The organism is Streptomyces sp. Je 1-79 (assembly GCF_025195125.1).
Lineage (GTDB): Bacteria > Actinomycetota > Actinomycetes > Streptomycetales > Streptomycetaceae > Streptomyces.
In genome coordinates, this window is the sequence record NZ_JAMGSL010000007.1 from 267322 (window position 1) to 285856 (window position 18535).

The 18535-nt window shown below is 70.3% G+C and carries 18 protein-coding genes, 1 tRNA gene and 1 pseudogene; 7 read left to right on the plus strand and 13 right to left on the minus strand.

What is annotated here, in order from left to right; genetic code table 11:
• Window positions 1-59: 59 nt before the first annotated feature.
• The 4 genes from M5362_RS16395 to dnaK are packed head-to-tail and all read right to left on the minus strand — an operon-like array spanning window position 60 to window position 4226.
• Complete coding sequence (locus M5362_RS16395; RefSeq protein WP_260228283.1) at window positions 60-509, minus strand: heat shock protein transcriptional repressor HspR; 450 nt, start codon at window positions 507-509, stop codon at window positions 60-62.
• Between the two features lie 4 nt (window positions 510-513).
• A complete protein-coding gene (dnaJ, locus tag M5362_RS16400) occupies window positions 514-1701 on the minus strand; it encodes a molecular chaperone DnaJ (protein ID WP_260228284.1) in 1188 nt (395 codons plus the stop codon).
• Window positions 1702-1731: 30 nt separating this feature from the next.
• Window positions 1732-2382, minus strand: coding sequence for a nucleotide exchange factor GrpE (gene grpE, locus M5362_RS16405; RefSeq protein ID WP_260228285.1), 651 nt, complete (start codon window positions 2380-2382; stop codon window positions 1732-1734).
• Window positions 2382-4226 carry a molecular chaperone DnaK gene (gene dnaK, locus M5362_RS16410; protein ID WP_260228286.1) on the minus strand — a complete coding sequence of 615 codons (1845 nt, stop codon included), beginning with the start codon at window positions 4224-4226 and terminating at the stop codon, window positions 2382-2384. The genes grpE and dnaK overlap by 1 nt, the downstream gene beginning before the upstream one ends.
• A gap of 263 nt (window positions 4227-4489) precedes the next feature.
• On the opposite strand from dnaK, the gene M5362_RS16415 reads away from it, so the two are divergent.
• The 3 genes from M5362_RS16415 (at window position 4490) to M5362_RS16425 (ending at window position 8441) form a co-directional block, all read left to right on the plus strand.
• Window positions 4490-4987 carry a sugar transferase gene (locus M5362_RS16415; RefSeq protein ID WP_260228287.1) on the plus strand — a complete coding sequence of 166 codons (498 nt, stop codon included), beginning with the start codon at window positions 4490-4492 and terminating at the stop codon, window positions 4985-4987.
• A 143-nt stretch (window positions 4988-5130) separates the two neighbouring features.
• Entirely contained in the window at window positions 5131-7434 is a 2304-nt protein-coding gene (locus M5362_RS16420; protein ID WP_260228288.1) for a (Fe-S)-binding protein, read from the plus strand.
• 158 nt (window positions 7435-7592) lie between these two features.
• Window positions 7593-8441: a Yip1 family protein gene (locus tag M5362_RS16425; protein ID WP_260228289.1), complete on the plus strand. Its 849-nt coding sequence runs from the start codon at window positions 7593-7595 to the stop codon at window positions 8439-8441.
• Between the two features lie 70 nt (window positions 8442-8511).
• Here M5362_RS16425 and M5362_RS16430 read toward each other — a convergent pair whose 3' ends face one another.
• A complete protein-coding gene (locus M5362_RS16430; RefSeq protein ID WP_260228290.1) occupies window positions 8512-9009 on the minus strand; it encodes a phosphoribosyltransferase in 498 nt (165 codons plus the stop codon).
• A gap of 13 nt (window positions 9010-9022) precedes the next feature.
• Entirely contained in the window at window positions 9023-9598 is a 576-nt protein-coding gene (gene dcd / locus M5362_RS16435) for a dCTP deaminase (protein WP_017240230.1), read from the minus strand.
• 393 nt (window positions 9599-9991) lie between these two features.
• On the opposite strand from dcd, the gene M5362_RS16440 reads away from it, so the two are divergent.
• A tRNA-Gly gene (locus tag M5362_RS16440) sits at window positions 9992-10062 on the plus strand.
• A gap of 138 nt (window positions 10063-10200) precedes the next feature.
• Here the strand turns inward: M5362_RS16440 and M5362_RS16445 are convergent.
• Together M5362_RS16445 and M5362_RS16450 are read right to left on the minus strand one after the other, a co-directional pair.
• The gene (locus tag M5362_RS16445) at window positions 10201-10914 is read right to left on the minus strand and encodes a cation transporter (RefSeq protein WP_260228291.1); all 714 of its coding nucleotides are present in this window, start codon (window positions 10912-10914) and stop codon (window positions 10201-10203) included.
• Window positions 10914-11249 carry a helix-turn-helix transcriptional regulator gene (locus tag M5362_RS16450; RefSeq protein WP_260228292.1) on the minus strand — a complete coding sequence of 112 codons (336 nt, stop codon included), beginning with the start codon at window positions 11247-11249 and terminating at the stop codon, window positions 10914-10916. Before M5362_RS16450 ends, M5362_RS16445 begins: the two co-directional genes overlap by 1 nt.
• A 189-nt stretch (window positions 11250-11438) precedes the next feature.
• Between M5362_RS16450 and M5362_RS33310 the strand changes: the two are divergent.
• Window positions 11439-11675, plus strand: a pseudogene (locus M5362_RS33310) (alpha/beta fold hydrolase); the annotation flags it as partial.
• Between the two features lie 34 nt (window positions 11676-11709).
• Entirely contained in the window at window positions 11710-12183 is a 474-nt protein-coding gene (locus M5362_RS16455) for an alpha/beta fold hydrolase (protein WP_260228293.1), read from the plus strand.
• Between the two features lie 49 nt (window positions 12184-12232).
• On the opposite strand, the gene M5362_RS16460 is transcribed toward M5362_RS16455, so the two are convergent.
• On the minus strand, window positions 12233-12895 hold the full coding sequence (locus tag M5362_RS16460; RefSeq protein ID WP_260228294.1) for a response regulator transcription factor: 663 nt from the start codon (window positions 12893-12895) through the stop codon (window positions 12233-12235).
• Complete coding sequence (locus M5362_RS16465; protein ID WP_260228295.1) at window positions 12892-14019, minus strand: sensor histidine kinase; 1128 nt, start codon at window positions 14017-14019, stop codon at window positions 12892-12894. Before M5362_RS16465 ends, M5362_RS16460 begins: the two co-directional genes overlap by 4 nt.
• A gap of 197 nt (window positions 14020-14216) precedes the next feature.
• Between M5362_RS16465 and M5362_RS16470 the strand changes: the two genes are divergently transcribed.
• Window positions 14217-14636: a DUF6223 family protein gene (locus M5362_RS16470; RefSeq protein WP_260228296.1), complete on the plus strand. Its 420-nt coding sequence runs from the start codon at window positions 14217-14219 to the stop codon at window positions 14634-14636.
• 160 nt (window positions 14637-14796) lie between these two features.
• On the opposite strand, the gene M5362_RS16475 is transcribed toward M5362_RS16470, so the two are convergent.
• From M5362_RS16475 to M5362_RS16485, 3 genes are all read right to left on the minus strand, one after another.
• Window positions 14797-15747 (minus strand): sigma-70 family RNA polymerase sigma factor, encoded by a 951-nt coding sequence (locus M5362_RS16475; RefSeq protein ID WP_260228297.1) that lies wholly within the window; start codon window positions 15745-15747, stop codon window positions 14797-14799.
• 18 nt (window positions 15748-15765) lie between these two features.
• Entirely contained in the window at window positions 15766-16992 is a 1227-nt protein-coding gene (locus M5362_RS16480) for an NAD(P)/FAD-dependent oxidoreductase (protein WP_260228298.1), read from the minus strand.
• A 225-nt stretch (window positions 16993-17217) separates the two neighbouring features.
• On the minus strand, window positions 17218-18489 hold the full coding sequence (locus tag M5362_RS16485) for an APC family permease (RefSeq protein WP_260228299.1): 1272 nt from the start codon (window positions 18487-18489) through the stop codon (window positions 17218-17220).
• Window positions 18490-18535 lie beyond the last annotated feature (46 nt).

Genomic DNA, 18535 nt, shown 5'->3' on the forward strand with positions numbered 1-18535 from the left:
GTACGACGAGACCCCCTCCCCGGAGGACCGGAACGGAGGGGGTCTCGTCGTACGGAGCTCTACTCGCCGCGCTTCGGGCGCCACACCACCAGCGCGCTCGCCTGCTGCACATCGGTGTACGGCACCAGGTCGCGCCGGTAGGAGGCGTGCACCTGCGCCTCGCGCTGGCGCATGGCCGACGCCGCGCCCTCCACCGCCGCCGACAGCTCGGCGACCCGCTGCTGCAGCGCCGCGACCTGGTTCTCCAGCTCGATGATGCGCTTGATGCCCGCCAGGTTGATGCCCTCGTCCTGCGACAACGCCTGCACCGTGCGGAGCAGTTCGATGTCACGGGCCGAGTAGCGCCGGCCCCGGCCCGCCGTGCGGTCGGGCGAGACCAGACCGAGGCGGTCGTACTGACGCAGCGTCTGCGGGTGCAGGCCCGACAGCTGGGCCGCCACCGAGATGACGTAGACCGGTGTCTCGTCGGTCAGTTCGTAAGGGTTTCGGCTGCGTCCCGGTCTGTCCATCGGGTCAAGCTCCCTTCGCGGCCTGGAACAACTCTGCCCTGGGGTCCTCGCCCGCCGTCGCCTCACGGTAGGTCTCGAGGGCCTCGCGGGCCTTGTCGTCGAGCTCCTGGGGCACCGCGACCTCCACCGTCACCAGCAGGTCGCCGCGCGTCCCGTCCTTGCGGACCGCGCCCTTGCCCCGGGCTCGCATCGTCCGGCCGTTGGGGGTGCCGGCCGGAAGCTTCAGCGTCACCGCCGGGCCGCCCAGCGTCGGCACCTTGATCTCGCCGCCGAGCGCCGCCTCGACGAAGGTGACCGGCACGGTGACAGTCAGGTTGTCGTCCTTGCGGCCGAAGACCGGGTGCGCGTCGACGTGGACCACGACGTACAGATCGCCGCTCGGCCCGCCGCGCTCGCCCGGGGTGCCCTTGCCGCGCAGCCGGATCCGCTGCCCGTCGGAGACCCCGGCGGGGATGCGGACCTGCATGGTGCGGGAGGACTTGGCCCGCCCGCTGCCCTTGCAGACCTCGCAGGGGGTCTCCGCGATCAGGCCGCGCCCCTTGCAGTCCACGCACGGGTCGGTGAGCGAGAACGAGCCGCTGCCGCCGCGCGAGACCTGGCCGGTGCCGACACAGGTCGGACAGACGCGGGGCGTGCCGTTCTTGTCGCCGGTGCCCGAACAGGCCTTGCAGGGCGCCTGGGAGGACATCCGCAGGGGCACCGTGGCGCCGTCCACGGCCTCGGTGAAGCTGAGCGTCACCTCGGACTCGATGTCCTGACCGCGGCGCGGCTGCGTACGCGTGCCCGCGCCGCCGCCCGCGCCCCGGTTGAACAGGCCGCCGAAGACGTCGCCGAGACCACCGCCGAAGCCGCCGGCCCCGGCCGTTCCGCCGGGACCCTGGGCGCCGCCGAAGAGGTCGCCCAGGTCGAAGTTGAAGTTGCCGCCGCCCGGGCCTCCGGCACGGAAGCCTCCGTTGCCGAAGAGCGCGCGGGCGTCGTCGTACTCCTTGCGCTTCTTGGGGTCGCCGAGGACGTCGTTCGCCTCGGAGATCTCCTTGAAGCGCGCCTCGGCGCTGGTGTCGTTCTTGTTGGCGTCCGGGTGGTTCTCGCGGGCGAGCTTCCGGTACGCCTTCTTGATCTCGGCGTCGGTGGCGTCCTTGGGGACGCCGAGAACCTTGTAGTAGTCCTTCTCGACGAAGTCCTTCGTACTCATCGACGTCCCTCCTCTCGGACGATCCTCGCGCTAGCCCTCCTCGGGGCCACCGCTCTCCTCGTCTGCCGACTTCTCTTCCTTCGCGGCCGGCGTCGCCCCGGGCTGGGGCTCGGCCACCGCGACGCGCGCGGGCCGGATGGTCCGCTCGCCGATCCGGTACCCCGGCTGCAGGATCGCCACGCAGGTCGTCTCGGTGACGTCCGGTGCGTAGCTGTGCATCAGGGCCTCGTGGATCGTCGGGTCGAAGGGCTCGCCCTCCTTGCCGAACTGCTGCAGCCCCATCTTGGCGGCCACCGTCTCCAGCGACTCGGCCACCGACTTGAAGCCGCCCACGAGCTCGCCGTGGTCCCGGGCCCGGCCGATGTCGTCGAGCACGGGCAGCAGCTCCGTCAGGAGACCCGCGACCGCGATCTCCTTGACGGTGACCCGGTCACGCTCCACCCGGCGGCGGTAGTTCTGGTACTCGGCCTGGAGCCGCTGGAGGTCCGCCGTGCGCTCGCCGAGCGCGCTGCGCAGCTGGTCCAGCTGGGCCGTCAGACCGGCCGTCTGTGCGGCGTCCCCGGCCGGGGCCGCCGGACCCTCCTCCGTGGAGGGGGTCTCGGCGGCCTCGGCGACGTCGTCGGTGCCGGCGCCGGAGGGGACGTCGGGCTTCTCCTCGAAGCCCGGGGTCTCCTCCGTCATCAGGCAGCGCCACCCTTCTTGGGCTCGTCGTCGACGATCTCGGCGTCGACGACGTCGTCGTCGGCCCTGGCCTCGCCCTGCGGGGCGTCGCCGCCGGCGGCCTGCGCGGCCTGCGCGTCGGCGTACATGGCCTGGCCGAGCTTCTGGGAGACGGCCGCGACCTTCTCCGTGGCCGTACGGATCTCCGCGGTGTCCTCGCCCTTGAGCTTCTCCTTCAGCTCGGCGACGGCGGCCTCGACCTCGGTCTTGACCTCACCGGGGACCTTGTCCTCGTTGTCCTTGAGGAACTTCTCCGTCTGGTAGACGAGCTGCTCGCCCTGGTTACGGGACTCGGCGGCCTCGCGACGGGCGTGGTCCTCGTCCGCGTACTTCTCGGCCTCTTCGCGCATCCGGTTGACCTCGTCCTTCGGCAGCGAGGAGCCACCGGTGACGGTCATCTTCTGCTCCTTGCCCGTGCCCAGGTCCTTCGCGGTCACGTGCATGATGCCGTTGGCGTCGATGTCGAACGCGACCTCGATCTGCGGGACGCCACGCGGGGCCGGCGGCAGACCGGTCAGCTCGAACATGCCGAGCTTCTTGTTGTACGCCGCGATCTCGCGCTCGCCCTGGTAGACCTGGATCTGCACCGACGGCTGGTTGTCCTCGGCCGTCGTGAAGATCTCGGACCGCTTGGTCGGGATCGTCGTGTTGCGCTCGATGAGCTTGGTCATGATGCCGCCCTTGGTCTCGATACCAAGCGACAGCGGGGTCACGTCGAGGAGCAGGACGTCCTTGACCTCACCCTTGAGGACACCGGCCTGCAGGGCGGCGCCGATGGCGACGACCTCGTCCGGGTTCACGCCCTTGTTGGCCTCCTGGCCACCGGTCAGCTCCTTGACGAGCTCGGCGACGGCCGGCATACGGGTGGAGCCACCGACGAGAACGACGTGGTCGATCTCGGACAGGTTGATGCCCGCGTCCTTGATGACGTTGTGGAACGGCGTCTTGCACCGGTCCAGCAGGTCGGCGGTCAGCTGCTGGAACTGAGCCCGGGTGAGCTTCTCCTCCAGGTGCAGCGGACCCTCGGCGGAGGCGGTGATGTACGGCAGGTTGATCGACGTCTCGGTGGAGGACGACAGCTCGATCTTCGCCTTCTCCGCGGCCTCGCGGAGACGCTGGAGAGCCATCTTGTCCTTGGCCAGGTCGACACCGTGACCGTTGGCGAACTGCTTCACCAGGTAGTCGACGACGCGCTGGTCCCAGTCGTCACCACCGAGGTGGTTGTCACCGTTGGTGGCCTTCACCTCGACGACGCCGTCGCCGATCTCCAGGAGGGACACGTCGAAGGTGCCGCCACCGAGGTCGAAGACGAGGATCGTCTGGTCGTCCTTGTCCAGGCCGTAGGCCAGGGCGGCCGCGGTCGGCTCGTTGACGATGCGCAGGACGTTGAGGCCCGCGATCTCACCGGCCTCCTTGGTGGCCTGACGCTCGGAGTCGTTGAAGTACGCCGGGACGGTGATGACCGCGTCGACGACCTTCTCGCCCAGGTACGCCTCGGCGTCGCGCTTCAGCTTCTGCAGGATGAAGGCGCTCATCTGCTGCGGGTTGAAGTTCTTGCCGTCGATCTCGATCTTCCAGTCGGTGCCCATGTGGCGCTTGACCGACCGGATGGTCCTGTCGACGTTGGTGACCGCCTGGCGCTTGGCGACCTCGCCGACGAGCACCTCACCGTTCTTCGCGAAGGCGACGACGGACGGCGTGGTCCTGGCGCCCTCGGCGTTGGTGATGACGGTGGGCTCGCCGCCTTCCAGAACGCTGACGACGGAGTTAGTCGTGCCCAGGTCGATGCCGACCGCACGTGCCATTTCAATTCCTCCAGCTGACTGACTTGAGTGGATCTCACTCAAGGATGCACGACGAGGTCGAGTGCGTCAACAGACCTGAGTGGAGGTGACTCAACTCTTCACCCTGAGAGGCGCTCAAAGAGCCGCGGATGGCGCGTCATTCCCCGGATCGGACCCCTGACCCGTGAGAGAGTCCGGGATACCCCTGCCGGGCAAAGCGGGAGTACCGGGCATATCCCACGAATATCCCATGAACGTCACTCGAAAGGGTGTGGGGAAGCGTCATGACGGCCAAGCGCGCACTCGACCTCCTCGGCGGGCTCGCCCTGCTGGCCGTCCTCGCCCCCCTGCTCGCCGCCGTCGCCCTCTCCCTCGCACTCGCCACGGCCGGTGCCGGCGGGGTGATGCGCCGCAGGACCGTCGCGGGCCGGGGCGGGCAGGCCTTCACCATGCTCACGTTCCGCACGAAGGGCCCGCTGGCCGGACTGCCCCTCCTGCTGCACGTCGTACGGGGGGAGATGTCCCTGGTCGGCCCGTGTCCGCTCACGCCCGGACACCGCGAGTGCGTGGGCGAGTCCCGGCGCCGCCTCTCGGTGCACCCCGGCATGACCGGGCTGTGGCAGATCAGCGGGCGCTCGGAGCTGCCCTGGGAGGAGCGCGAGCTGCTCGACCTCCACTATGTGGACCACCACTGGCTGGGAATGGACCTGGCCATCCTGGCGCGTACGCTTCCAGCAGTCCGTCGGCGTCGCGCGGCACGGCCCTCGGCAAGGCTTGCCTGAGCGACACAGATCACCGCAGGCGCCGCTACAGCGCGGAGCCGTGAAGGGGTAATCTCAGCACGGACTGAATAAGTTACCGCTTAGTAGCGCCACACTGGAGAGTGCAGGCGCTCCGCCTCGCAGGCCCGCCCGAGGAGCCCCTCATGCAACTCGCCGCGATCATCGTGTCGATCGCCATCACGGTGGTGGCCGTCGCGCTGTTCGGCCGCGCCATCGCGCAGATCTACCGCTTCGTGAAGCTCGGCCAGCCCGTGCCCGCGGGAACGCGCACCGGCGATCCCACCCAGCGCACCATCACGTTGGTCAAGGAGTTCCTCGGCCACACCCGTATGAACCGCTGGGGCATCGTCGGCGTGGCGCACTGGTTCGTGGCGGTCGGCTTCTTCTCGCTGCTGCTCACGATCGTCAACGCCTTCGGCCAGCTCTTCCAGGCCGACTGGCTGATCCCGATCATCGGCGACTGGCTGCCGTACGAGATCTTCACCGAGTTCCTCGGTCTGATGACCGTGCTCGGCATCGTCACCCTGATCGTGATCCGGCAGCTGAACCGGCCGGGCGGGGCGGGCCGCAAGTCCCGCTTCACGGGCTCCAAGACCGGCCAGGCGTACTTCGTCGAGGCCGTCATCCTGATCGTCGGCGTCTGCATCATGACGCTGCGCGCCCTGGAAGGCGTCCAGCACCACGTGACGAGCTGGGAGCCGGGCTTCTTCGCCTCGTACCCGCTGATCGCGCTGCTCGACGGGCTGGACCTGAGCACGATCCAGCACCTCACCTACTTCTTCGCGGCGCTCAAGATCGTCACGTCCTTCACCTGGATGATCACGGTCTCGCTGAACACCAACATGGGTGTCGCGTGGCACCGCTTCCTCGGTTTCCCGAACATCTGGTTCAAGCGGAACTCCGACGGCTCCACCGCGCTGGGCGCGCTCCAGCCGATGACGACCGCGGGCAAGGAGATCGACTGGGAGGACCCGGCCGAGGACGCCGTCTTCGGTGTCTCCCAGGTCGAGCAGTTCTCCTGGAAGGGCATCCTCGACTTCTCCACCTGCACCGAGTGCGGCCGCTGCCAGTCGCAGTGCCCCGCCTGGAACACGGGCAAGCCGCTCTCCCCCAAGCTCCTGATCATGTCCCTGCGCGACCACGCGCACGCCAAGGCCCCGTACCTGCTGGCCGGCGGCGGCAAGGACATGGAGGGCAACGAGCAGGCCTCCGCCGAGCAGCTCAAGGACGTCCCCGCCGCCGCCCTCGCGGAGGCCGAGCGCCCGCTGATCGGCACCGCCGAGGAGAACGGCGTCATCGACCCGGACGTGCTGTGGTCCTGCACCACCTGCGGCGCCTGTGTCGAGCAGTGCCCGGTCGACATCGAGCACATCGACCACATCGTCGACATGCGCCGCTACCAGGTGATGATCGAGTCCGCCTTCCCCTCGGAGGCCGGCACGATGCTCAAGAACCTGGAGAAGAAGGGCAACCCCTGGGGCCTGGCCAAGAAGCAGCGCGTCGAGTGGACCAAGGAGGTCGACTTCGAGGTCCCGATCGTCGGCAAGGACGTCGAGGACCTCACCGAGGTCGACTACCTCTACTGGGTCGGCTGCGCCGGCGCCCTGGAGGACCGGGCCAAGAAGACCACCAAGGCCTTCGCCGAGCTGCTGCACATGGCGGGCGTCAAGTTCGCGATCATGGGCGGCGAGGAGAAGTGCACCGGTGACTCGCCGCGCCGCCTGGGCAACGAGCCGCTGTTCCAGCAGCTCGGCCAGGAGAACGTCGCGATGCTGAACATGGCGTTCGGCGAGGACGACGAGGACGAGTCGACCCGTAAGCCCAAGTCCGCGAAGAAGATCGTCGCGACCTGCCCGCACTGCTTCAACACGATCGCGAACGAGTACCCGCAGCTGGGCGGCGAGTTCGAGGTCATCCACCACACGCAGCTGCTCCAGCACCTCATCGACGAGGGCAAGCTGATCCCGGTGACGCCGGTCGAGGGTCTGATCACCTACCACGACCCCTGCTACCTGGGCCGCCACAACAAGGTCTACACGCCGCCGCGCGAGATCATGGACAAGGTCCCGGGCCTGCGTCAGCAGGAGATGCACCGCCACAAGGAGCGCGGCTTCTGCTGCGGCGCCGGCGGCGCGCGGATGTGGATGGAGGAGCGGATCGGCAAGCGCATCAACAACGAGCGCGTCGACGAGGCCCTCTCCCTCAACCCGGACATCGTCTCCACCGCCTGCCCGTTCTGCCTGGTCATGCTGACCGACTCGGTCAACGGCAAGAAGAACGAGGGCAAGGCGAAGGAGTCCGTCCAGGTCGTGGACGTGGCGCAGCTGCTCCTCGACTCGGTGAAGACCCCGGCGGAGCCCGAGGCCGACCCCGAGTCGGACCCCTCCGGCTCCTCCAGCTCCTCCAGCTCCTCCGGCGCCGAGGCGGAGTCGGTGTCGGCCGAGTAGTCGGTTCCGTACGTACGAAGGGCCGCCCCGCGCATGCAGCGGGGCGGCCCTTCGCCGTGTCCGGCCTCCCCTGAGGACCTCCTGGGAGACCCCTAGGGGATGTCACAGCTCAGTGGCAAAGGAGCGCCCTCACAGCGGAAGCGGGTACGTTCATTGACGTGGCTGGATTCAGGAACGGACGCGGCCGGGACAACCGCCCCCCGCAACAACAACCGCAGCAGGCGCCGTACGGGTACCCCGCGGCCCCGCCGCCCCACCCGCAGCAGCAGTGGCCTCAGCAGGCCCCTCAGAGCGGCAACGGCGGGTACGGGGAGCCGGAGTACTTCGGCGACCCGCACGGCGGGCAGCAGCAACAGCAGCACTACGCGGCGAACACGCCGGGGCACACGCAGATGTTCAGCGTGAACGACGACCCCTACGGCGACGCGGCGACGTACGACGCCGGCGCGGCCCCGGTCCCGACGGGCCCGCGCCTGCCGTGGAAGGCCCTGCTGAGCGGCATCGTGATGCGCCCGGCGCCGACGTTCCTGCAGATGCGGGACCACGCGGTGTGGGGCCCCGCGCTGGTCGTCACGTTCCTCTACGGGCTGCTCGCGATCTTCGGCTTCGACCAGGCGCGTGAAGAGGCGATCAACGCGACGCTGTCGACGGCGATCCCCTACGTCCTGATGACGGGCGCCGGCTTCGTCGTCGGCGGTCTGATCCTCGGCGCGGTCACGCACACCATGGCGCGCCAGCTGGGCGGCGACGGCAGCTGGCAGCCGACGGTGGGCCTGTCGATGCTGATCATGTCCATCACGGACGCGCCCCGGCTGATCTTCGCGCTCTTCCTGGGCGGCGAGAACGGCCTGGTGCAGGTCCTCGGCTGGATCACCTGGCTGGCGGCGGGCGCACTGTTCACGCTGATGGTGAGCCGCTCGCACGACCTGCCGTGGCCGAAGGCACTGGGCGCGTCGGCGATCCAGCTGGTCGCCCTGCTGTCGCTGATCAAGCTCGGCACGCTGTAACCACGTACGGACATACGAGAGGGCCCCCACCGCGAGCGGTGGGGGCCCTTCTCATGAGCTCACGCGGGCCTCAGGCGTCGAGGACCTGACCCTCACGCCGCACGACGGGCGGCTCGACCGACCACGGGAAGTTGATCCACTCGTCGGTCTTCTTCCACACGTACTCGCACTTCACGAGGGAGTGCGACTTCTCGTAGATGACGGCGGAGCGGACCTCGGCGACGTGGTCGACGCAGAAGTCGTGGACGAGCTTGAGGGTCTTGCCGGTGTCGGCGACGTCGTCGGCGATCAGGACCTTCTTGTCGGAGAAGTCGATCGCGTTCGGGACGGGCGCGAGCATGACCGGCATCTCGAGCGTGGTGCCCACACCGGTGTAGAACTCCACGTTCACGAGGTGGATGTTCTTGCAGTCGAGGGCGTAGGCCAGACCGCCGGCGACGAAGACGCCGCCGCGGGCGATGGAGAGGACGACGTCGGGCTCGTAGCCGTCGTCGGCGACGGTCTGCGCGAGCTCGCGGACGGCGCGCCCGAAGCCCTCGTACGTCAGGTTCTCGCGTACTTCACTCATGCCGGCCGCCGCCTCACACCTGGGTCCGATGGAAGTTCATGAAGGAGCGGGAGGCCGTCGGCCCCCGCTGCCCCTGGTAGCGCGAGCCGTACCGCTCGCTGCCGTACGGGAACTCGGCGGGCGAGCTCAGCCGGAACATGCACAGCTGCCCGATCTTCATCCCCGGCCACAGCTTGATCGGCAGGGTGGCGAGGTTCGACAGCTCCAGGGTCACGTGCCCGGAGAACCCGGGGTCGATGAACCCGGCGGTGGAGTGGGTGACGAGACCCAGCCGCCCGAGCGAACTCTTGCCTTCGAGCCTGGACGCGATGTCGTCCGGCAGCGTGATGACCTCGTAGGTCGAGGCGAGCACGAACTCGCCGGGGTGCAGGATGAACGCCTCGTCACCCTCCGGCTCGACCTCACGCGTCAGGTCGAGCTGCTCGACGGCGGGGTCGATGTGGGGGTAGCGGTGGTTCTCGAACACCCGGAAGAAGCGGTCAAGCCTCACGTCGATGCTCGAGGGCTGCACCATGGATTCGTCGTACGGGTCGATGCGGACCCGCCCGGCGTCGATCTCGGCCCGGATGTCCTTGTCTGAGAGAAGCACGCCCCCACGATACGCAGAGGGCGCGGACCTGCCCCAATCGGGAACACTCCGCGCCCCTCCGGCCGTCAGCGCCGCTCAAGCTCCACGGGCACCGCGTGCCGCAGCCGCGCACAGCGCGGACACCGAACGAGCCGCCCCGGCCCGATCCGCCCGGCCCCGAGCTGCTGCAACGGGAACGAAGCGGTACTGAACACGTGCCCTTCGGCACAACGGACGACGGTGCGCTCCATCGAACCCATCAAGTCCCTTCCCCGACAAGTGGTGGACGAGACAGCCACATTAGAGCTCCCGAGCACGAGGCTCCAGACGCCGCTCCGTGACGGCGACGTACGCCGTGGACCAGGCCATGGGGTACAGTGTCCGAGTCTGCGGTACCGATCAACGGTCCGCGAGGCGGATGTAGTTTAATGGTAGAACATGAGCTTCCCAAGCTTATAGCGCGGGTTCGATTCCCGTCATCCGCTCTTGAACGAAGCCCCAGGTCAGCGACCTGGGGCTTCGTTGTTGTCTAGACCTCTCAGCCCGTGCCGTGCCCTCCGCGTGCCCCAACTCGCGGGAATGCCCTGGCTGGAGGCCCTTTCGTGCACCGCGTAGCGCTCGGTTCAGCCGCAGCAGTCGCACCCGGGGCGGCAGCCGCAGGCGTCCGTGGTGGCAGCGACGGGCGGTGCGGCCACGGCGGCAGGTGTCGCGCAGCAGCCCTTGCCCTGCCAGGCGTCGCGGCCTTCCTTCACCGCGATGGCAGCGATGACGAGGGCCGCGATCGGGTCGGCCCACGTCCAGCTGAGGGTCGCGTTGAGGACCAGGCCCACCAAGAGGACGGCGGAGAGGTACGCGCAGAGCAGCGTCTGCTTGGAGTCGGCTACCGCGCTCGCGGAGCCGAGTTCGCGGCCGGCCCTGCGCTGGGCAGCGGACAGGAACGGCATGACCGCCAGGGAGAGGGCGGCGATGACGATGCCGGGAACTGAGGCCTCCGCTTCGCCGGATCCGGTGAGTGCGCGGACGGCGTCGAAGGTGACGTAGGCGGCGAGGGCGAAGAAGGAGACGGCGATGATCCGCAGCGTGGTCTTCTCGCGGGCGTCGCGTACCGCGTGGTCGCGGGCGGAGAACTGCCAGGCGACGGCGGTGGCGGAGGAGACCTCGATGACGGAGTCGAGGCCGAAGCCGATCAGCGCAGTGGAGGAGGCGAGCGTCCCGGCGGTGAGGGCGACGGCCGCCTCGACGACGTTGTAGGTGATCGTCGCGGCGACCAGCAGGCGTATTCGCCTGGCGAGCGCATCACGGCGGGCCGGCGAGGGCCCGATGGATATGGAGGCCATCAGCAGCAGCCCTTCGTCTCCGCGTCCGGGCAGGTCTTGTCGTTCTCGACGGCCACGACGACGGAGCGCAGGTCGTCGAGAGCGTGGCCGAGACGTGCGTCGGCGAGCTCGTAGCGCGTGCGCCGACCGTCGGGGACGGCGACGACCAGGCCGCAGTCGCGCAGGCAGGCCAGGTGGTTGGACAGGCGGGTCCGGGAGACACCGATCGCGTCGGCGAGGTCGGAGGGGTAGGCCGGCGTCTCCCGCAGGGCGAGGAGGATGCGGCAGCGGATCGGGTCGGCGAGCGCGCGGCCGAAGCGGGCCAGCACCTCGATGTCAGGGGCGACGGTGAGCACGCTTCGACAGTACAGTGAACCGTGAATTCACGAAACCATGGACTTTCCGGTCATCGGCGGGCATCATGCCCACGGAATCGGAGCGTGGACCAGGGGGCGGGCATGGATTCGGTGGTCGTGGGCGGGGTGCGGATCGCGTACGAGCGGACGGGGCGGGGCCGGCCGGTGATCCTGTCGGGCGGTACGGGGATGCCGCCGGTGACGTGGGAGCTGTGCGGGCTGCGCGGTGCGCTGGTGGCGGCGGGGTTCGAGGTGGTGACGTACGCGACACGGGGCGTGGCGCCGTCGGACGCTCCGCCCGCGCCGTACTCGATGGCCGATCTGGCCGGTGATCTCGCGGGGTTGCTGGATCACCTGGGCATCGCGGACGCCGCCGTGGTCGGGTACTCGCTGGGCAGTTTCACCGCCGAACTCCTCGCCCGTACGCGGCCCGACCTGGTCGGCTCGCTGGTGCTGATGGGTGGGGCGGGCCCGCTACGGGGGCTGCTGGACGCGGTGGTGGAGGCGGAGGCGGAGCTGGTCGGGTTGCTGGGGCACCTGCCCGCCCGCGTACGCGGCGCTGCAGACGCTGCAGAGCACGCTGCCGCCGCTGGTCCTGCGCGACGACGCCGAGCAGGTGGCCGCCTGGCGGGAGCTGCTGGGCGGGCAGGCGTCGGTGTGGGCCTCCCCCGCCGGCGAGGCCGGCCAGGCCGCCGCGTCGTGGGGGTGGCTGCGCGGTTCGGACCGGATGGCGGCGCTCGCCGGGATCCGGGTGCCGGCGCTGGTCCTGGCGTTCGAGCACGACCTGTACTTCCCGCCGCACACGGGCCGCACGGCGGCCGACGCCCTACCGGACGGACGGTTCACGCAGGTGGACAGTGCCGCACACGGCGGGCCGCTCACCCACCCGAAGGAGACCGCCGACGCCGTGCTGAGGTTCCTCGCCGCACAGTGATCCTCCAACAGTTCGACGTCGGGGCGGGTGTGTACCGGGGCCGTGGACATCAAGAGCTGCGGGGGACCACCAGGCCGGACTCGTAGGCCAGGACCACGAGCTGGGCGCGGTCGCGGGCGTGGAGCTTGGTCATGGCCCGGTTGATGTGGGTTTTCGCGGTCAGTGGGCTGATCACCATGCGGTCCGCGATCTCCCCGTTGGAGAGGCCCTGCGCGACTAGGGCGACGGCTTCGCGTTCGCGGCCGGTCAGTTCTTCCAGCCCCGTGCCGGTGGAGGTGGGCGGCGGCTGGGTGACGTACCGATTGATCAGCTTGCGGGTGATCGAGGGCGCGAGGAGGGCGTCGCCGCGCGCTGCGACGCGAACGGCGTGCAGGAAGTCCTCCGGCACGATGTCCTTGACCAGGAATCCGGCGGCGCCGGCACGCAGGGCGTCGAAGACGTACTCGTCCAGACCGTAGTTGGTCAGGATGACGACGTGCACTGCGGTCAGGGCCGGGTCAGCGGCGATGCGCCGGGTCGTCTCAATGCCGTCGAGGACCGGCATCTGGATGTCGATGAGTGCGATATCGGGGAGGTGCTTCCTGGCGAGTTCCAGGCCCTCCTGCCCGTTGGCGGCTTCGGCCACGACCTCGATGTCGTCTTCGAGGTCGAGGAGCGCGCGGAATCCGCTGCGGATGAGGGGCTGGTCGTCGACCAGCAGGACCCGGATCACGATGCTCTTTCCAGGGGGAGTTCGGCCAGGACGGTGAAGCCGCCCTCGCTCCTCGGTTCGGCGCGGAGCCGGCCGCCGAGGGCGGTGACGCGTTCGCGCATCCCCAGGAGCCCGATGCCCGGCTGGGGCGCACTGTCCGGAGTGGCCTTGCCGTCGTCGTCGATGCGGAGGGCGAGGGTGTCCGGCCGGTAGTCGATGTGCACCGACGCCGTGCCGGCGCCGGCGTGACGGGCGATGTTGGTCAGTGATTCCTGAACGACCCGGTAGACGGTCCGGCCCACCGCGGCCGGTACGTCTTGGCACCGGCCCTCGATCGTCAGCGTCGCCTGCAGGCCGCTCTTACCGGCCCGTTCGACGAGGTCGGGTACGTGGTCGAGTCCGTGCGGCGGGGTGGTGTCATCGTCGCGCAGGGCCTCCAGGGTCGCGCGGAGTTCCCGGGACGCTTCCCGGCCGGCTTCCCGGATGGCCAGCAGGGACTCGGGGACGTGTTCGCCGCGTTTGCGGGCCACATGGACGGCGGCCTCGGATTGGACCTTGATGACCGAGATCTGGTGGGTGAGCGAATCGTGCAGCTCGCGCGCGATGTGCAGGCGCTCCTCGTCGGCGCGACGCCGCGCGGTCTCCTCGCGGGTGCGTTCGGCTTCGTCGGCCCGCCGCTCGGCCTGCCGGAGTGCCTCGCCTGCGGAGCCGGCCGCGATCAGCCAAGCGATTTCGAGGGCGCTCCGGGCCTGTGCGAACGCCTCGCCCGTGTCGTGGAGGCCCGAGACGAGGGCCGCGAGGGGGAGCGCGGCCAGTACGGCCACGCTCACCACGACCGTGAAGAGCCGGTGCCCCGCCCGCATCGCGGCGTACACCGCGAAAAGGTAGGCGACGGCGGCCACCTCTAAACCGGCCGCCTGGTAGCCCACCGCGCACACCCCGGTGACGACCAGTACGGGGACGGGCGCCCGGCGTCCGGCCGCGAGCGCCAGGCCACCGACCGTGAGCAGCACGTAGCCGAGCAGGTCCAGGCCGGAGGCAGAGTGCTGCCCGGACAACCCAGCGACCAGCAGCGCCGCCGCCACGCCAACGGCGATCACCCAGTCCCTGACACCGGCCGGGACTTCGAACCGTCGTTTGCTCATGCGCGCACCCTAGCCACGTGCTCCCGCGGGCGAATCCCGCCTGCGGACGAGCGGCCGACTACCGCGCACGCAGTACCTGCGCCGCGCCTGCCGCCGCTGTCGTAGCGGCAAGTGACTGCGACTGCGGGACGACCAGCGGTGGGTCCGGCCGACATGCTCGGACGAGATCCAGTCGTGGGAGAACAAGGAGCACCGTGATGTCTGTTCGTCGCCTGTCCGCCGCCGCGGCCGCCCTGTTGGGAAGTCTCGGGCTTGCCGCACCGGCGGCGCACGCCTCGGCCCAGCCGCTGGCCGCTGCCGTCACCGACTTCAGCCTCGGGAGGCTCGGAGCCACCACTGGCGGGCTGCTGGGGCTGACCGCCGTGATCATCGCCGGGCTGGCGCTTGCCCGCCCCGCCAGTCGCCTCGGCACTGCCAACGGGCCACTCGGGGCCGTCACATCCATGGCGGCGGCGCTGATGGCCATGGCCCTCGGGTCACTGGTCGCGGCCACCGCCGACGGTGGCCTCGGCACCGGCAACGGGTTGGGCGGGGCCTACGTCGCCCTACTCCTGGGGCTGACCGGGACGGTGCTCGGCGGGCGGGCTCTGGCACGCTCCCGCCGCCGCACCGGCTGACCGGCACGGTCACGCCTTGCGGGCGGTCACCGCACGGCCTGCCCTGTGGGCAGCGCCACGAGCGAGCGGCCCACGGTGCGAACTGACTGTGCCGCCCGAGACGCTGCGGACATGGCAGCAGGGCAGTACGTACGACCGGAGGCCTGGTCAGCCGTTCTGGTCACCAAGCGGCGATGACCGGTGCGTCCGGCTCGTGCTGCCGCCAGGCTTCGTTGATGCGCCCGAGCCGGACCGCTGCGCCGATGCCTCGCAGGGAAGCGACCTTGCCGTCACGGACTTCGAACGCCACGGCGCCGACGACCCGGTGGTCGACCACGGCAACGACGGCCGGGGAGCCGTTGACCAGCGCGAAATGGAACGCGGGCGAGCCGCCGGCCAACCGCCGCTTCGCCGGTGTCGGCTTGAAACCGGCCCGCACGTAGGAGGCGACCTGCTGGGGCGTCGTGTACTGCAAGAGCCGCTTGGCCAGCCCGTTGCCGTCCGAGAGTGCCATCACGTCGTCGGTGAGCAGCGCCACCAGCCGTTCGGTGCGCCCGGACGTGGCGGCGGCGAGGAATTCCTCGACGATCCGGCGAGCGGCTGCGGGGTCGGGCTCGCCGCTGCGGCGGCGCTCGTCGGCGACCCGGGTCCGGGCCCGGTGGACGTGCTGCTGGCTGGCGGACTCGGTGATGTCGAGGATCTGGGCGATCTCGGCGTGGCTGTAGGAGAAGGCCTCGCGCAGGACGTAGACGGCCCGCTCGACCGGTGAGAGGCGCTCCATCAGGGTCAGTACGGCCAGGGACACCGATTCGCGCTGCTCGAAGGTGTCGGCCGGGCCGAGCATCGGGTCGCCCTCCAGAAGCGGTTCGGGCAGCCAGGCGCCGGCCGTTCGCTCGTGGCGTGCCTGTGCCGAGCGGAGCCGGTCGAGGCACAGGTTGGTGACGACCTTGGTCAGCCATGCTTCCGGCACGTCGATCCGTTCCCGGTCGGCGGCCTGCCAGCGCAGGAACGCGTCCTGCACGGCGTCCTCCGCGTCGGAGGCCGAGCCGAGCAGACGGTACGCGAGCGAGGCCAGCCGGGTCCGGCTTGCCTCGAACCGACTGGTGCCGAAGCGCTCACTGACGGTGTCCATGTGAATCACCCTAGGCGGCTACGCAACCGCCTTGCCGGCCTGGGCATCCGACGCGTACGAAGGTGTCTTGGCGGCCAACTCATCGGGCGCAGTGGCCAGGTGGCGCTTGCGCTTGGGCATGCAGAAGGTCGGGTGCGAGTTGGTCCACAGCGACATCCTGAGGATGCCTGCCTTGATCCGCGCGGCTTTGCGGCCGCCCATGTACTTCGGCTTCGCCTGCGCCTCGTGGTCGACCATCTGCAGGATCCCGTCGTGGCGCCCGAGGCTGATGTGGTTGCCCGGGTACTCCAGCTTGACGTGTCCGATCTTGCTGCCGGTGAGGCTGCCCACGATGGCCTTCATGGCCTGCATGCCGGTGTAGCCGGCCGTGGCGCAGGACATCGGCAGCGGCAGGCCGTTGTCGCCGATCGTGAAGACGCTGTCGCCGGCGGCGTAGACGTTGGGGTGCGAGACCGATCGCATGGTGCGGTCGACGACGATCCGGCCGGTGTCGGTGACCTCCAGTCCGGCAGCGGCGGCGATCGGATCGACCGCGAACCCGGCCGTCCACACAGTGGCGTCGGACGCCAGGGCGGTGCCGTCGGTGCACAGCACCCGCGTCGCCTCGACGGCTTCGACGCTGGTGTGCTCCAGGACGGTAATGCCCAGCCGGTCGCAGACCCGGCGCAAGTGGCCGCGAGCTCCGTTGGAGAGGTGGGCGCCGAGCTCGCCGCGGGCGACCAGCGTCACCAACAGGCCGGGCCGGGACTCGGCGATCTCGGTCACGGTCTCGATGCCGGTCAGACCGTCGCCGACGACCAGAACGGTCCCGCCTTCCGGCAGGTCGTCCAGGCGCTCGCGCAGACGCAGCGCCGAAGGCCGGGCCGCGACATCGAAGGCGTGCTCGGCCACGCCCGGGACGCCGCGGTCGTCACCGTGGCTGCCGAGCGCGTAGAGGAGCGTGTCGTAGCCGAGTTCCTCACCGCCGTCGGCGTCGGCCACGGCGACGGCCTGGCGCTCGGGGTCGACGGCGACGACGCGGGCCAGGCGCAGCCGTATCCCCGTGCCCGCGAAGATGTCGGAGAGCTTCTGGGTTTCGATCTCCTGACCGGCCGCGACCTGGTGGAGCCGCAGCCGCTCGACGAAGTCCGGCTCGGCGTTGACCACCGTGATCTCGGTGTCGGCCGGGGAGAGTCGGCGGGCCAGGTTCCCGGCCACGTAGGTCCCGGCGTAGCCGGCCCCGAGGACGACGATGCGGTGCTTCATAGGATGCTCCTGTCGGTTGCTCCGCTGGGCTCTCGGTGACTTGAGCGGGACAGCGACCCGATTCCTGACAGGCACCCGATGTGACGTGAGTCACACATCGACAGGGCCGTCGCGGGCGACGATCGGACGCCGAGGCAGCGCGGCTGGAGTCTGGCCCGGGACTACCGGGCCGGCTTCAGGGGGCCGGTGGCGTACAGGACCACCCGCGCGGCGGCCGGTGCCCGGTCAGGCCTTGCGTGCGGTCACCGCGCGGCGTACCCCGTAGGCCGCGGCTCCGATGGCCAGAACCGCCGCGCCGCCCATCACCGAGGAGGCCGGGAGGGCGAAGGCGAGTACGAGGCACCCGGCCAGCCCGACGACCGGGATGGTCCGTGCCGGTCGACCCTCGTCCGGGGCGAGGGTCCATGCGGAGGCGTTGGCGACGGCGTAGTAGGCAAGCACCCCGAAGGAGGAGAAGCCGATCGCCCCGCGTACGTCGGTGGTCGCCGCGAGTACGGCGACGACGGCGCCGACCACGAGTTCGGCGCGGTGCGGAACCTGGAACTTCGGGTGGACGGCGGCCAGGGCGTGCGGGAGGTGCCGGTCGCGGGCCATGGCCAGGGTCGTGCGCGAGACGCCGAGGATCAGGGCGAGGAGCGAGCCGAGCGCGGCCACCGCGGCGCCTACCCGCACGACCGGTGCCAGCCAGTCCGCGCCTGAGGCCCGTACGGCGTCCGACAACGGAGCCGTGGCATCCGCCAGCCTCTGCGGGCCCAGCACGACCAGGACGGAGACGGCCACGGCCGCGTAGACGGCGAGGGCGATGCCCAGAGCGATCGGGATGGCCCGCGGGATGGTGCGGGCGGGGTCGCGGACCTCCTCGCCGAGCGTGGCGATGCGGGCGTAGCCGGCGAAGGCGAAGAACAGCAGGCCCGCGGCCTGGAGCACCCCGCCGAAGGTCGCGTCGTCACCGATACCGAGTCGGGCGGTGTCCGCATCGCCGGAGGTGACTGCGGCGACCACCACTGCGGCCAGCACCGCCAGGACCACGGCGACGATGGCCCGGGTGAGCCAGGCGGATTTCTGCACCCCGGCGTAGTTGACAGCGGTCAGCGCGACCACGGCCGCGACGGCGACCGCGTGCGCCTGGCCGGGCCACACGTAGGAGCCGACCGTCAGCGCCATGGCCGCGCAGGAGGCGGTCTTGCCGACCACGAAGGCCCATCCGGCGAGGTAGCCCCAGAACTCGCCCAGCCGCTCCCGCCCGTAGACGTAGGTACCTCCGGAGGCGGGGTAGCGGGCGGCCAGGCGGGCCGAGGACGTCGCGTTGCAGTACGCCACCACGGCGGCCAGCGCCAAGCCCAGCAGCAACCCCGACCCGGCCGCACCGGCCGCCGGGGCCAGAGCCGCGAAGATCCCCGCCCCGATCATCGACCCCAGGCCGATCACCACGGCGTCGAACACACCCAGGTGCCGCTTCAACTCGCCCGTGCCCGCAGGCCCCGACACCGCGCCCATCGCTTGCTCCCCAGCCCCATTCCGGCAGACGTACCGGCGCACGGTA

Coding starts and splice junctions, on each gene's coding strand:
- M5362_RS16395 (WP_260228283.1), bottom strand. CDS start 509: ATGGACAGACCGGGACGCAGCCGAAACCCTTACGAACTGACCGACGAG.
- dnaJ (WP_260228284.1), bottom strand. CDS start 1,701: ATGAGTACGAAGGACTTCGTCGAGAAGGACTACTACAAGGTTCTCGGC.
- grpE (WP_260228285.1), bottom strand. CDS start 2,382: ATGACGGAGGAGACCCCGGGCTTCGAGGAGAAGCCCGACGTCCCCTCC.
- dnaK (WP_260228286.1), bottom strand. CDS start 4,226: ATGGCACGTGCGGTCGGCATCGACCTGGGCACGACTAACTCCGTCGTC.
- M5362_RS16415 (WP_260228287.1), top strand. CDS start 4,490: ATGACGGCCAAGCGCGCACTCGACCTCCTCGGCGGGCTCGCCCTGCTG.
- M5362_RS16420 (WP_260228288.1), top strand. CDS start 5,131: ATGCAACTCGCCGCGATCATCGTGTCGATCGCCATCACGGTGGTGGCC.
- M5362_RS16430 (WP_260228290.1), bottom strand. CDS start 9,009: ATGAGTGAAGTACGCGAGAACCTGACGTACGAGGGCTTCGGGCGCGCC.
- M5362_RS16445 (WP_260228291.1), bottom strand. CDS start 10,914: ATGGCCTCCATATCCATCGGGCCCTCGCCGGCCCGCCGTGATGCGCTC.
- M5362_RS16465 (WP_260228295.1), bottom strand. CDS start 14,019: ATGAGCAAACGACGGTTCGAAGTCCCGGCCGGTGTCAGGGACTGGGTG.
- M5362_RS16470 (WP_260228296.1), top strand. CDS start 14,217: ATGTCTGTTCGTCGCCTGTCCGCCGCCGCGGCCGCCCTGTTGGGAAGT.
- M5362_RS16475 (WP_260228297.1), bottom strand. CDS start 15,747: ATGGACACCGTCAGTGAGCGCTTCGGCACCAGTCGGTTCGAGGCAAGC.
- M5362_RS16480 (WP_260228298.1), bottom strand. CDS start 16,992: ATGAAGCACCGCATCGTCGTCCTCGGGGCCGGCTACGCCGGGACCTAC.
- M5362_RS16485 (WP_260228299.1), bottom strand. CDS start 18,489: ATGGGCGCGGTGTCGGGGCCTGCGGGCACGGGCGAGTTGAAGCGGCAC.